The organism is Acetobacterium sp. UBA5834 (assembly GCF_002435675.1).
Lineage (GTDB): Bacteria > Bacillota > Clostridia > Eubacteriales > Eubacteriaceae > Acetobacterium > Acetobacterium wieringae.
Genome location: NZ_DJGY01000043.1, coordinates 16,287 through 28,853 on the forward strand (window position 1 = coordinate 16,287; position 12,567 = coordinate 28,853).

At 40.7% G+C, this 12,567-nt stretch carries 14 protein-coding genes; 8 read left to right on the plus strand and 6 right to left on the minus strand.

The window, feature by feature from the left end; translation table 11 throughout:
- Positions 1-39 precede the first annotated feature (39 nt).
- The 3 genes from B3F51_RS08605 to B3F51_RS08615 all read left to right on the plus strand — a co-directional run bounded on the left by B3F51_RS08605 (position 40) and on the right by B3F51_RS08615 (position 2,803).
- Complete coding sequence (locus tag B3F51_RS08605) at positions 40-1,254, plus strand: hypothetical protein (protein ID WP_286946616.1); 1,215 nt, start codon at positions 40-42, stop codon at positions 1,252-1,254.
- A gap of 124 nt (positions 1,255-1,378) precedes the next feature.
- A complete protein-coding gene (locus B3F51_RS08610) occupies positions 1,379-2,554 on the plus strand; it encodes an NAD(P)-dependent malic enzyme (RefSeq protein WP_286946617.1) in 1,176 nt (391 codons plus the stop codon).
- A gap of 99 nt (positions 2,555-2,653) precedes the next feature.
- On the plus strand, positions 2,654-2,803 hold the full coding sequence (locus B3F51_RS08615) for a hypothetical protein (RefSeq protein WP_187389281.1): 150 nt from the start codon (positions 2,654-2,656) through the stop codon (positions 2,801-2,803).
- A 132-nt stretch (positions 2,804-2,935) separates the two neighbouring features.
- On the opposite strand, the gene B3F51_RS08620 is transcribed toward B3F51_RS08615, so the two are convergent.
- The 4 genes from B3F51_RS08620 to B3F51_RS08635 form a co-directional block, all read right to left on the minus strand.
- Positions 2,936-3,886 carry a GIY-YIG nuclease family protein gene (locus B3F51_RS08620; protein WP_148637881.1) on the minus strand — a complete coding sequence of 317 codons (951 nt, stop codon included), beginning with the start codon at positions 3,884-3,886 and terminating at the stop codon, positions 2,936-2,938.
- Positions 3,887-4,025: 139 nt separating this feature from the next.
- Positions 4,026-4,790, minus strand: coding sequence for a hypothetical protein (locus B3F51_RS08625; RefSeq protein ID WP_148637880.1), 765 nt, complete (start codon positions 4,788-4,790; stop codon positions 4,026-4,028).
- Between the two features lie 4 nt (positions 4,791-4,794).
- Positions 4,795-5,649, minus strand: coding sequence for an ABC transporter ATP-binding protein (locus B3F51_RS08630; protein ID WP_148637879.1), 855 nt, complete (start codon positions 5,647-5,649; stop codon positions 4,795-4,797).
- Entirely contained in the window at positions 5,646-6,014 is a 369-nt protein-coding gene (locus tag B3F51_RS08635) for a GntR family transcriptional regulator (RefSeq protein ID WP_026396224.1), read from the minus strand. Before B3F51_RS08635 ends, B3F51_RS08630 begins: the two co-directional genes overlap by 4 nt.
- A 254-nt stretch (positions 6,015-6,268) precedes the next feature.
- Here B3F51_RS08635 and B3F51_RS08640 point away from each other — a divergent pair, with 254 nt between their 5' ends.
- Together B3F51_RS08640 and B3F51_RS08645 are read left to right on the plus strand one after the other, a co-directional pair.
- Complete coding sequence (locus tag B3F51_RS08640) at positions 6,269-6,769, plus strand: leucine-rich repeat domain-containing protein (protein WP_148637878.1); 501 nt, start codon at positions 6,269-6,271, stop codon at positions 6,767-6,769.
- Between the two features lie 259 nt (positions 6,770-7,028).
- Entirely contained in the window at positions 7,029-7,439 is a 411-nt protein-coding gene (locus B3F51_RS08645) for a GlcG/HbpS family heme-binding protein (protein ID WP_070369484.1), read from the plus strand.
- Positions 7,440-7,634: 195 nt separating this feature from the next.
- On the opposite strand, the gene B3F51_RS08650 is transcribed toward B3F51_RS08645, so the two are convergent.
- Both B3F51_RS08650 and B3F51_RS08655 read right to left on the minus strand, forming a co-directional pair.
- Positions 7,635-8,990 carry a permease prefix domain 1-containing protein gene (locus B3F51_RS08650; RefSeq protein ID WP_286946619.1) on the minus strand — a complete coding sequence of 452 codons (1,356 nt, stop codon included), beginning with the start codon at positions 8,988-8,990 and terminating at the stop codon, positions 7,635-7,637.
- Positions 8,978-9,340 (minus strand): PadR family transcriptional regulator, encoded by a 363-nt coding sequence (locus tag B3F51_RS08655; RefSeq protein WP_286946620.1) that lies wholly within the window; start codon positions 9,338-9,340, stop codon positions 8,978-8,980. The genes B3F51_RS08650 and B3F51_RS08655 overlap by 13 nt, the downstream gene beginning before the upstream one ends.
- Positions 9,341-9,553: 213 nt before the next feature.
- Between B3F51_RS08655 and B3F51_RS08660 the strand changes: the two genes are divergently transcribed.
- The 3 genes from B3F51_RS08660 to B3F51_RS08670 all read left to right on the plus strand — a co-directional run bounded on the left by B3F51_RS08660 (position 9,554) and on the right by B3F51_RS08670 (position 12,242).
- A complete protein-coding gene (locus tag B3F51_RS08660; protein ID WP_084633412.1) occupies positions 9,554-10,174 on the plus strand; it encodes an NUDIX hydrolase in 621 nt (206 codons plus the stop codon).
- Positions 10,175-10,185: 11 nt separating this feature from the next.
- The gene (locus tag B3F51_RS08665; protein ID WP_070369482.1) at positions 10,186-11,262 is read left to right on the plus strand and encodes a hypothetical protein; all 1,077 of its coding nucleotides are present in this window, start codon (positions 10,186-10,188) and stop codon (positions 11,260-11,262) included.
- A gap of 62 nt (positions 11,263-11,324) precedes the next feature.
- Positions 11,325-12,242, plus strand: a complete 918-nt coding sequence (locus B3F51_RS08670; protein WP_286946622.1) for a DMT family transporter — start codon at positions 11,325-11,327, stop codon at positions 12,240-12,242.
- The last annotated feature ends 325 nt before the right edge of the window (positions 12,243-12,567 follow it).

Consider the following 12,567-nt stretch of genomic DNA (forward strand, 5'->3'; position numbering starts at 1 on the left):
CGAAAATCCTCGATTAAATCAAAATTCGGAGGATATAACATGGGAGAGATTATTAACATCAATCGTTCTGAAAATGTAGGAGTCACTAGAAAAGAAAATGATTTAATTGAATTTGCAGAGGGGATTTTACTTGATACCCGTGCTGACCTTGTTACAAAGAACACATTAAGCGTTCCAATTGCAGAGATCGCAACGCTTGGAGCGGCTGTGTCTTCACTTATCCCTGCCTTGCATACTGTAACTCAAACAACATCAGTGAGCATACAAGGCCTGTATACACTAGCAAATGCTGGCGTGGGCGATGTTTTGAAGGTTGCAAAGAATGGTAATTTCTGGGGTGCCTTTAAAACCGCAGAAGGAACATCAAAATTTGCACAGCTTCAAGCGGCAGGACCATTGTCAGCGTCAACAAAAACTATAATGCCAATTGATCCAGCCACAATGATGATGGCAGTTGCATTGTTTTCTATTGAACAGCAACTAAAAAACATATCTGAGATGGGAAAACAGATCCTTTTATTTTTAGAAGTGGAAAAAGAATCTGAAATTGAAGCAGATGTCGAAACACTGATGAATATTATTACAAAATACAAAAATAACTGGGATAATGAGCATTTTGTAGCTAGTAACCATAAGATGGTTTTGGACATACAGAGAACTGCTAGGAAAAATATGAATGCATATCAGAAAAAAATAAGTGAAGTACTTAGTTCAAAAAAGCTGATAAATCCACAGGCTAAGGTAAATTCCAGCTTTAAGAGCTTCGAAAAAAAGTTTAGGTATTATAGATTATCTCTTTACACATTTTCCTTAGCATCACTTTTGGAAATCATGCTAAGCGGCAACTTTAAGGAACAGTATATTTCTGACATTAAGGATGAGATCAGAAGTTTATCCGAGCGGTATAGAGATCTGTTTGGTCAGTGTTCTATTTATTTAGAAAAGATGAGTAATTCCGCATTAGACACAAATGCACTCAAGTGGTTTGGTTCTGCAGGCAAGGAAGTTGGTAGATTTATCGGTAGTATTCCGGTTGTTAAAGAGGGTCCAATTGATGATTTCCTTCAGGACAGCGGCGCACAATTACGAAGCAATGCTTTAGGTATCCAGAAAAAAGCAGTTAGAGAATTTGCAGCGATCAGTAATCCTGGCACAAGTGTTTTTATTGAAAAAATGAATGATTTAATTCTGATTTACAATCACACGTCGCAGATATGCTTTGATGAGAATAAAATTTATCTTGTAGCGAATTAACATCCTTGAATTAAGGAGGAACGAGAATACTATGACAAAGTCGAAGGCTTTATCCGCTACGGAGCAATCACGAATACGCGCTGATATAGTTCGGAAAATACAGGATTAAAATTAAGGAGACACAATGGGAATTCAGGAAGAAGCATTAAAGTTACATGCAGAATGGCAGGGCAAGCTGAGTATTGACAGTAAGGTTCCGGTAAAAAACAAACAGGATCTATCGATGGCCTATACTCCAGGGGTCGCCGAGCCCTGCCGAATGATCCACAAAAACAAGGAAGATGTGTACAAGTATACCGGAAAGGGAAATATGGTGGCGGTGGTTACTGACGGGTCGGCAGTCTTGGGGTTGGGTGATATTGGCCCGGAAGCCGCCCTTCCGGTAATGGAAGGGAAGGCTGTTTTGTTCAAAGAATTCGGCGGTGTCGATGCGTTTCCGATCTGTATTCCATCCCAGGATGTGGAAGTCATCATCCAGACGGTCAAGATGATTGAACCGGGATTTGGCGGGATTAATCTGGAAGATATTGCTTCGCCCAGATGCGCCGAAATCGAAAGACGCTTAAAAAAAGAACTGGACATTCCGGTTTTTCATGATGATCAGCATGGCACGGCAGTGGTGGTGACAGCAGCCCTGATGAATGCTCTGAAGGTGGTCGGCAAACAATGGGCGCAGGTAACGGTGGCCATGAGCGGCGCCGGAGCAGCCGGATCGGCCATCATCAAGATGCTGTTGAATGTTGGTGTCAAAGATATCATCGCCTGTAGCAGCAAGGGTATCCTCTCAAAAGACGAACAGTACAGTAACTGGGTTCATCAGGAAATCGCTGAGATGACCAATAAGGATCACAAGAAAGGGACTCTTGCCGACGCCATCAGTGGCGCTGATATTTTTATCGGGGTTTCAGCACCGGGTATCGTCACGGAGCAAATGATTCAGACCATGGCTGAAAATGCCATCGTTCTGCCGATGGCCAATCCCGATCCGGAAATTGACCCTCAACTGGCCATTCAGGCCGGGGCCTGGGTGGTGGGAACCGGACGGTCAGATTATCCCAACCAGATTAATAATGTGCTGGCGTTTCCGGGTATTTTCAGAGGGGCGTTGGATGCCCGAGCCAGTGACATCAACGAAGCGATGAAGGTAGCTGCGGCAAAAGCAATTGCCGACTTGATCAGTGAAGATGAACTGAGTGCCGATTATATTATTGTGCCAGCCTTTGATCCCCGGGTTGGAAAGGCTGTGGCTGAAGCAGTCCATCAGGCCGCTGTGGATTCTGGTGTAGCAAGATTGAAATAATCAAAAGAAGCAGAATGTAGTAATTTTAATTGTGCTTATAATAGTGAAGTGTTTATAATAGATGTTGAATCAATAAAAAATAAGGGAGGAAACAATAAAATGAAGATGAGTAAAGAAGATAAAATCCGAATCATCATTGATGCTTTGGATGAGGTGATTCCGATTCCTAACCATAAAGAGGAGCGGATCAAAGATGTCTTGAGAAAAGCCTTAAGAGCCATCGAAGAAAAAGAAAGTGAAGATTACTAAACAAGTTGAAAAAGAAGCAGCCAGATTTGAGACTTTCAATTCCGGGGCTTCTTTTTTTTACAGTTTATTTCGATTAGGTGGGTAATCTGGATAGCTTTGAATCTGAGCATAAAATAGGTTTTATCAGTTGATTTATTTCAAAATCCACTCATCTGGCAGGGCTTGGATTTCAGAAAAGAGGATGTTCTGAAAATCGACCCCTGCTTTTTCATCCGGGATGGGGACAAGTGCAGATTTCATTCGGCTGCCTTCATTAAAAAAAGTATCAATCACTGATTGGGTCAAAACTGGAAAATACTGTTTCAATATGATTCTGCCGCTTGAAATAAAAAAGAGCTTTTCACCATCTCGTACTGGTATTTTCAAAAGGATATCTCTGGTTGTCAGATGCTTATAGGCATGAAGATTATGGCTGATATATGCCAGACTTTTGATCAAGTCCCGGTATGTGGTGGCTCGTTCGTAATGATATTGGGCTGATTCTTTATGCATACAGATCTCTAATTGATTGATGAAACAGTTTAACTTGGTATCGTCGGAAAAAATCAGAAGCAAGGTCTGTCTGTTCTTCAAAAAATCTTCTGGGCTCATTGGCTCGGGAAGCGTATGATAGTAAAAATCGAAGCGGTTGTTCTCCTGAACAATTGGAAAGAGGTGGGTGAGCATATCGATCAATGATAGGATTACCTGTTTTCTCCGAAACGGTCCAAAGCTATGATCTTCCCGTTCCAGGACAATCGATAATCCCCTGGAATGACTTGAATGAGTAACGTTTAGATAGAAATACTGTCTGTCGTTTTTCATTTGCGAATTAAAATAAGGCTTGAGCTCCTTGATCAGCTGACATTCCAGCAGTCGGGCTTCTAAATGGGTATCGGTGACAATATAATCGATATCGTCGATCAAAAAAATCATTCTTTCGATCTTTGGTTGCTTGGGGGATTTAGTGAAATAGGATTTCACTCTTTTTTTCAGACACTTACTTTTTCCGACATAGATAATTTGACCGCTGGAATCCAACATCTTATAAATACCGGGAAGCAGCGGTATCTGGTTTAATTTTTGCTTTAAATCGCTCATCATTTCGGTTTCCAAATCCTGGTTATTCAAATTTATTGTTGCAAAGTTTGTTATCACATATCGTTATATTATAACAATAACATAATAATAGCCATAATTGTCCCGCTTATTTTGGACAATCATGGCTATTTATTTTCGATAATTAATTCTTAACCCCGGCGTTTCTGATCAGAACCCAGGTTGATCCAGTTGCGATTATACTAAAAATTAGCAAGGAGAACATGCCGATAAAGGGGTTATGGGCGGAAACACCCATGGCCATGTCTAAAAACTTCAGCAGGATGGTTGATATCTGGCCAGAGATGAACATATCGATGAGTGGCAAGACCACAAAGACGATGATATAAAAACCAACGATATAAGAGATTTTCTGTTTTTTATCCATCCGATAGAGGGCGACGGTAATAAAATAACCGAGGGCTTGAGCAGCAATAAAAAGCACCGTCAGAAAAAGAAAGCTGATAAGATATTCAGATAGACCGCTAAATTGAATAGTTCCTGTGGATTGATAGATCATACTCAATAAACTGGAATAGGCAATGCCGCTTGCTGGCGAATCAATTAACTTTCCAAGCGCCAATAGCAGCAGTGAAAACAAGGCCATCGCCACAGCCAATGTTACGGCGACGTAGATCCGATTCACGAATAAAGATTTTCGGGAGATACCGTTTTGCAGGGCAAACAGAAAATTTTCCTTAAAAGCGTTCAGGCCGCAAACGAATAGAAATACGGCGGGTGCCATATCGAGACCGGCGATTTGGCTGGATTGATTCGTCGTCAGGATATCCGATGAAAAGGTGATTTGCATCGGAACCAGCGCCATCACCGCCAGGATGACGGCACAGAAGATTAAAACAGCGTTTCGGTGATCCGCAAGCTGATATTTATAAATTGCATGTAGTTTCATTACGTTACTCCTCATTGGTTAGTTTGATAAATAATTTCTGTAAATCCAGGTTGGTTATCTCAATTCCATCAGGCACGGTACGCTTATCAAGAGATCCAATAATAGTGACGGTTTTTAATCCGCCCAGTACATCGGCGCCAATCACTTCCTTGTCGGCAATAAAGGCATCCACCTGTGTGATTGCGCCGGTAACCGAGTAACCCTTGCTTAATAAAGCTTCACAGGATTCGTTCACCAGAATTTCACCGTTTTTGATAATCATGACATACTCCAGCAGATTGGCGATTTCATCGATTAAATGGGTGGAAATAATCGCTGTGAATGGATTATCGCTATATTTTTCGATCAGTAACCGGTAGAACATTTCCCGATGATTGGCGTCCAGGCCCAAAACCGGTTCGTCAAACAAGACATAGGGGGTGTTAACCGAAAGGGCTATGATGATTTTAAAAATGGAAGTATAACCAGTCGACAACGAGCGGATTTTTTTCCTGGTGTTCAGTTTAAATTGCCCGGCTAAGTTGAGTGCATAGTCCAAATCAAAATCCTTGAAAAATTGTTTCGTCCACTTGAAGGCTTCATTACAGGTCATGCTCTCGGGATACAGATTTTTTTCTGACATCAGATAGAGCAGCCCTTGGGTCATATCATTTTCAACGCTTACCAGACCATCGATGGTAACTTGGCCGCTGTCGGCAAAGAGCCGATTGGTGATAATATTCAAAAGCGTCGATTTTCCAGCGCCGTTTCGACCCAATAGTCCATATATTTTGTGGGGCTCAAATGTCAGGTTTACCTGATTTAAAGCTAATGTGTCTCCAAATCCTTTTGTCACATCATTTATTTCTATTCCGTTCATTCCTGATAACCTCTTTCTACCATTCCCAATATTTCTTCATTGGTGATACCTAATTTTTTTGCTTCCTCGATGAGTTTTTTAATATAATGATCGAAGAATAATTCTTTGCGTTTGTCCCGCAGTTTTGAAACTGCACCGGGAGCGACAAACATCCCGACACCGCGTTTTTTAAAAATAATACCCTCATCAACCAATATCGAGATGCCTTTGAGCGCCGTGGCCGGATTGATTTTATAACTGACCGACAATTCAGTTATGGATGGAATCTGACCACTTTCTTCAAAAGCCCCTGTTAAGATGGCGTCTTCAATACCATCGGCAATTTGAACAAAAATCGGCCGTTCATCTTCAAAATTTATTTGCAAAGGGATACCCCCTTTCGGAATATTGGTTAGTTAGTTGACTAACTAACCATAGTGCTATTGTAATGTAAGTTTGTTTGCTTGTCAATAGCAATTAAAAATATGATTTAAAACGAACTGAGCATAAATATTTTATTCAAAACCGTTTTATGCTATACTCACAAAAGAATATAAATGCTTACCGCTTAATGATGTGAGTTGATTTGAATTTTATAGTAAGTGACAAATTTAAAAACGAATGAAGAGGAGCAAATTTTATGTATGAATATTATTACAAAAAGCAAGATTTTGGCATGTGTCTGACGGAGGCAAAAGGTGAGGGTGAAGAAGCGTTTATTCCTGCGGACAAAGATATATTAATTGTTGCGGATGACATTTTTAAAGGCCATAAAGAATTGGTGCGGGTTGAGTTTCCGGATACGGTTATCGAGATTGGTGGTTTTGTTTTTGATGGATGCAAAAATCTGAAGCAGGTCAAGCTGCCAGCCAACCTTAGAGATTTTTGGCAATATGCCATGACCCGTTGTGGGATTGAAGACATCGAAATACCGGGAAGTGTGACCCGGATTGCTTCGTTTACCTTTAATCAGTGTGATCAACTAACAACGGTAAGAATCAATGAGGGAACCAGAAAAATTCTTTCCTGGGCATTTAAAGATTGTAATAATTTAACGGATGTCTATTTACCAGCGACCATCGAGGAAATCAGTGACAAGGCTTTTGAGGGCTGTCCGAAAGTTGTGTTACATCGAAAGTGATTAAAACGTGAACAAGTGTTAGCAAAACGAACGGTAATTTGCATATAAAATGAACATTTTTTAATGCATGATATCAAATTTATAGTAAAATATTGTTCTTTTTAGTTGGCACAAGAATTGCTCTATCTTAGGCGTGAGTATTCTTTATTTTAAGTGGCTTCTGATAATTAATGGTTTTTATGGGTATACTATGAGCATTCATGAGTTGAATCAGGAAAGCTAAAAAAAAGAATACTTACTAAGAAAGTGGAGGAAAAAAATGACAAAAACAGGGAAATTTTTAGACATGGCAAAGAAAATGGCAGAAGCGGCTGCTGAAAAAGCGATCCAAATTGATGTGCCAATGGTTATCGCAATTTGTGATGCAGGCGGAAACATGGTGTTATTTAACCGAATGGAAGATTCTTTATTGGCCAGCATGGACATTGCCACCAATAAAGCCTATACTGCAGTTGCGCTTAAAATGGGGACCGATCAGGCCGCAGAGTTGGCTAAAGAAGCTGGTCAGCTTTTTGGTATTGCATCCTGTGACAAAGGCAGAATGGTCGTATTCGGGGGTGGTTTCCCAATCGTCGAAGACGGTAAGATCATCGGAGGAATCGGTGTCAGCGGTGGAAGCGTGGCAGAAGATATGACCGTTGCTCAAGCGGGATTGGATGCGCTGAAATAAGTCGGTAAATTGCTTAACTGATCCAGTTCATCGAAAAACACGTGTTGCATTATGCTTGCAATTGTGCAGGTTTGATCCTGTTAAGTTAAAATGATAAGAAATAAATATTAATTTAAACTGACCAGCCATCCCATCCGGACAGGCTGGTCAGTTTTTTTAGTCATTGATTCAATTGAATCAGTGAGCTGCAGGTGGCTAATTAAAGCCAAAAACAATCGGGAAAATAAAGGCGACAATAGCCAACCAGATGGCATAAGCATAGAGATAGGATGTCTGCCAGTTTTCGATTCGGGTGAAATCAATTTTTTTTACGAAAAAGCGGCCATAAAGCCAAGCCAAACCAGCCAGATTAATTAACAGAATCAGATTTTCGCCCAGTGCCGCCAGTTTGTTTGGGGTGATTCCAAAGGCGGATAAGCGCAAGAGGATGGCGGATAAGGCGACCGCATCGATGATCATTGCGACAACAATCAGGGCCAGATTCAGATAATCAAAAAGTTTGTTTTTAGCATAGGGATTTCGGGCTGAAATGGTGTAAAGAACCAAGCCCAGAACCAATACCAGCATAAAGTCAAAGGCAATCAGGTAATCTCTTTCCATAAAAGGACTTTTTCCGGATAAGACTAGAATCACCAGAAAGGCAAGCATGATAAACAGGAAAAGCGGACTGAATATTTTGGCCAGAATCGGAGCAAAATTTTCGACCACACTCTTCTTGGTCTCGACCAGATAGACGGTGATCATCGCCACCGCAGCGGCTCCATAGACAATCAAATAATTCTGAATAAACCAACTGGCATCAATTTGAACAGCAAAAAAGATGGCTTGGGTAAACATCGCCAAGACGATAAGACCACAGAAAATAAGGGTGCCATAGATTATGGCTTCACCGGTGAAACGAATAAAATTCATCCGTCCCTGGCTGCTACGCCATTGTATACCGAGATAGGCAACCCCAGTGACGAGCCATAAAAATAATGGCAGATGCAAAGCGGTTAGTATTTCGGTACTATTTGGGGGATAAGAAGGATAAGCATTGACCAGGACGGCCGCACCGGCAAAAATGCCTAAAATCGCAGTGACCATTTTTAAATTGGATTTGTTTTTATACAGAAAAAACAGAGCAATCAAGGGCAGAATGAAAAAACTCAAATTTTTAAAATAAAAAATTTGGTATTGGGGGTCGTTGAAACTGTAACCGAAAAGTTCTGGAATTTTGAAAAAGGTGCCAGCCAGAAACGAGAACAGAATGACCAGCCCGATATAACGCTGATTTTCCCTTGAAACGCCGGTGGGTTCGGGTTCTAGCATCAATTGTTTCCAGAGGTTTTCAGTATTTACTTTTGAATACTCCCGGGAAACCGAATGGGTATCGCCAAAGCGTTTTACACTGATTAAAAAGGCTTCTTCCGTTGATAATCCGGCGTGTATCAGATCTTCGATTTCATCGTGCAGATGGCTTTCCAATTCGATAATGTCCGATTCCTTAAAATGCCCCTGACTACGCAGGCAGTCACTCCAGGCACGGATGTTTTTTTCTAAATCAAACATGGCAAGCAGTCCTCCTTGTTGATAATTTCAAACCAGGTTTTAGAGAGGGCAGTATGGATAATTTCCCATTGTTTCATTTGTACTTCCAGTTCAACCAGTCCTTCCTCTTTAAGTTTATAATATTTTCGCTTCCGGCCACCATCAGAATTATTCCAATACGACTCGATAAAATTTTTTTCTTCAAGACGATGAAGAACCGGATAAAGCATTCCTTCGGACCAGACGAGTTCGTCTCCGGTTAATTCTTTAACCTTCTTGATAATCGCATAGCCATAGCTGTCATTCTCTTTTAAGATGGATAGAATAAAGGGGGTTGCCGAGGCGGCAATTAAATCCTTTGATACATTCATTAATAACCTCCTGAATACATAGATCTATTAGGTATGCTTGTATTATACATAGAACTTCTAGGTAATGCAAGTCTTTTTGCAATTGCGATTGTAACGGTTGATTTTCAAGGGTGCGATTCTATGTTAGAATAGAACGTATAAAATAAAAGAAGACGAATTGGTAGTGTTATAATAATCAAGCACAGTTTAAATAGAGTGTTGAGGTGGAATAAATTGGAACGAGAAGACTTTTACAACCGCCGCCCGGGAATGATTGGCGAACGAAATTTCAGTCAGTATGCGGTACTGGTGATTTTGGTGGATACTGCAACAGGGCCGGCATTACTTTTTGAAAAACGCTCTGCGACATTGAATCGTCAGCCAGGTGAAATCTGTTTTCCGGGTGGACGACTGGAAGAAGGTGAAACGCCCCAGGAAGCGGCAATCCGGGAAACCATGGAAGAATTGTTGGTGGATCGTGGGCAAATCGAAATACTGGGACCAGGAGATGTTTTTATTTCGCCATTTAATATGATGATCCATCCGTTTATTGCGATCCTAAGAGATTATAATTATGGTTTCAGTCATGAAGAAGTAGCCGATGTATTTACTGTACCAGTCCGATATTTTCAGGAGCATGCACCAAAAAAGTATTTTAATCATTTGAGTCACGAACAACCAAAGGATTTTCCCTATGAATGTATTCCTGGCGGAAAGAACTATCCCTGGGTTAAAGGTAGCTATGAGATAAATTTCTATTCTTATAAAGAGGATGTGATCTGGGGGATGACCGCAACGATTGTCGAGTCCACGGTGGAATTGATCGGGAAGTACCATTTGCTAACAAACGTGTAAGGAGAGATAAAATGAAGCTTACAAAATTGCTGACCAGTGTCATTGCGATGATGCTGACCTTTGCTTTTATTTACCAGTCCATGGTTAATGGAAGTCTGGACTTTTCAGCTCAAAATCCGGATATTTATGCCTATGGATGGTTGGCTGGGCTGTCTTTGTTGCTCATCGCCGGAACAATTGGGGTTGCATCAATAAATAATGAAGATCGTAAAATTTTGTTGACGGCCGCAAAATTTTATTTTGGATGTGCCATTGTTACGTTTCTGTTTGCAGGAAATGACAGTATGACGGCAGTTACGACTGTGTATGCGGTATTAGCGGGAATTGTGTTTCTGGTAAATGGCTTGATGACCAAGAATGAAGATGACATGGAATACGGTTGGGACGAGAAAAGATCCTGGGGCAAAAGGAAAGTTGAGATAAAAAAACAATCAAAAGACAAAGATGTCTGGGGAAATAGCAATATTCACGGGAAAACAAAAAAAGATAAAAAAATAAAGTCGCCTCGAAAGTCAGGGGTGTTTGCAATCATCTGGATCAGTATTGTTATTATTTCTGGGATCTTTTTTGGTGTTGCTTTTCTGATGGATGAAGAAGAAAGCCAGTATGATTATGACTACTCAGAGCAGATAAAAAGCGAAGAAACGCTGACCCAGGAGCCAGCCAGGATTTATGGTCCCGGCGAAACATGGACAGTTGACGGGGATTTTTCGTTGGCGTTTAAAGCCGCCAATGAGACAGACTATCGAAATGAGTATGCAGAAATAAATCCGGACCAGGTAGTGGTACTGACCTATGACTATACAAACATTGGCCATAAAAAAGATGTGATGGATTTATATATTTCATCAGTCAGCTTTTATGTGATCGATGAAAATGGCGAGATTGCAGAAACCTATCCAGTGACTGGAATGTCCTATCCTCAGGAAATTCCGATTGGGGCATCGAGTTTGGGATCTCAGGAAGCATTCGGGTTGAAAAACCCCAGTCAGGAAGTGATGGTTTATGTGGAGGTCTATGGGAATGACTATGTGCCCTATGAAGCCTTCTTTAAACTGCCGGTTCAACATTCGGTACCAACCGTTTAAATAAACACAAAAAATAGCGGCCAGGTACAGGTGGCAATAACAAAAAATGAAACGAGGAAATAATGAAGAAAATCTATCTCTATGTTTTTTTAACCGGAATGCTGTTCGGATCGATGGAAGTTGCGCTAAAAATTGGGGGAGCTACATTTAATCCCATTCAGCTGACTTTTATCCGCTTCTTAATTGGAGGATTTTTTCTGTTGCCCTTTGCGATCAGTGATCTCAAGAAAAAACAGATTAAACTCAGCACGAGTGACCTGGGGTATCTTTTTACACTGGGCTTAATCTGTATCTGCTTTAGCATGGTACTTTTTCAGATTGGCTTAATGGGGATTAACGCCAGTCTGGCAGCGCTAATATTCTCGATCAATCCGGTCTTTACGATGGTCTTTGCCCATTTTATCGCCCATGAAAAATTCACGAAAAAAAAGGCGATCGCCTTGACCATTAGTATCGTCGGTTTGATCATTGTGATGAACCCCCAAAAGTTCATCTCCGGTGAAAATAATATCTGGTTTTTATTAATGACTCTAGTGGCAGCGATTGCCTTTGGACTGTACACTGCCTATGGCAAAAAAAGAATTGGTGTAATCGGTGGTGTGGCTCAGAACAGTTTTAGTTTTCTGATGGGTTCGGCGGTATTATTGATTATTCTGATTGCGAGCGGCCAACCAGTTTTTCAAGGTGTTAGTCTGGGAACCGCACCATTGTTATTTTATTTGGGTGTCTGTGTGACGGGGATCGGCTATTACTTTTATCTAAAAACCGTTGAAGTCGCTGGCCCGTCGACAGCTTCAGTAGCGTTCTTCATTAAACCGATGGTTGCGCCGATTTTTGCACTGGTAATCCTGGGAGAAGCGATTACCTTAAATATCGGGGTTGGACTGATTTTTATATTGTTTGGATCCTTTATTAATCTCACTGATGGAGATAAACTGGTTAGGATGTTTCGGCTCGAAAAAGTCTTTTATAAACAGTAAAATAAAAGACATATTTTTTCAAAAACTTATTGACAAAGAGTTGAAAAGTCTTTATACTAACAAAGTCGTCAAAAACAGCGGCAACGAAAACACAGCAACATAGAAAACAACAAAAAAGAATTTCAAAAAACAGCTTGACAATCACAAGAAACGACGATATAATAGAAAAGCTTCGCAGGTCGGAAACGATTGCAGAGCAACGGTCATAGAAAAGAGAATAGTACCATAAAACCTGTAAAACAGCCAAAAACACCCGCGAGGGTGGTAAGAAGGCTAAATAGAAACAGAGAGATGAACTCTATAAACATTAACTCGGTAGAGTATA

What these genes read in the sequence shown, in the direction of transcription:
- B3F51_RS08640 (WP_148637878.1), top strand. Translation starts at nt 6,269, where the DNA reads ATGTATGAATATTATTACAAAAAGCAAGATTTTGGCATGTGTCTGACG.
- B3F51_RS08605 (WP_286946616.1), top strand. Translation starts at nt 40, where the DNA reads ATGGGAGAGATTATTAACATCAATCGTTCTGAAAATGTAGGAGTCACT.
- B3F51_RS08620 (WP_148637881.1), bottom strand. Translation starts at nt 3,886, where the DNA reads ATGATGAGCGATTTAAAGCAAAAATTAAACCAGATACCGCTGCTTCCC.
- B3F51_RS08650 (WP_286946619.1), bottom strand. Translation starts at nt 8,990, where the DNA reads ATGTTTGATTTAGAAAAAAACATCCGTGCCTGGAGTGACTGCCTGCGT.
- B3F51_RS08665 (WP_070369482.1), top strand. Translation starts at nt 10,186, where the DNA reads ATGAAGCTTACAAAATTGCTGACCAGTGTCATTGCGATGATGCTGACC.
- B3F51_RS08625 (WP_148637880.1), bottom strand. Translation starts at nt 4,790, where the DNA reads ATGAAACTACATGCAATTTATAAATATCAGCTTGCGGATCACCGAAAC.
- B3F51_RS08645 (WP_070369484.1), top strand. Translation starts at nt 7,029, where the DNA reads ATGACAAAAACAGGGAAATTTTTAGACATGGCAAAGAAAATGGCAGAA.
- B3F51_RS08610 (WP_286946617.1), top strand. Translation starts at nt 1,379, where the DNA reads ATGGGAATTCAGGAAGAAGCATTAAAGTTACATGCAGAATGGCAGGGC.
- B3F51_RS08655 (WP_286946620.1), bottom strand. Translation starts at nt 9,340, where the DNA reads ATGAATGTATCAAAGGATTTAATTGCCGCCTCGGCAACCCCCTTTATT.
- B3F51_RS08615 (WP_187389281.1), top strand. Translation starts at nt 2,654, where the DNA reads ATGAAGATGAGTAAAGAAGATAAAATCCGAATCATCATTGATGCTTTG.
- B3F51_RS08670 (WP_286946622.1), top strand. Translation starts at nt 11,325, where the DNA reads ATGAAGAAAATCTATCTCTATGTTTTTTTAACCGGAATGCTGTTCGGA.
- B3F51_RS08630 (WP_148637879.1), bottom strand. Translation starts at nt 5,649, where the DNA reads ATGAACGGAATAGAAATAAATGATGTGACAAAAGGATTTGGAGACACA.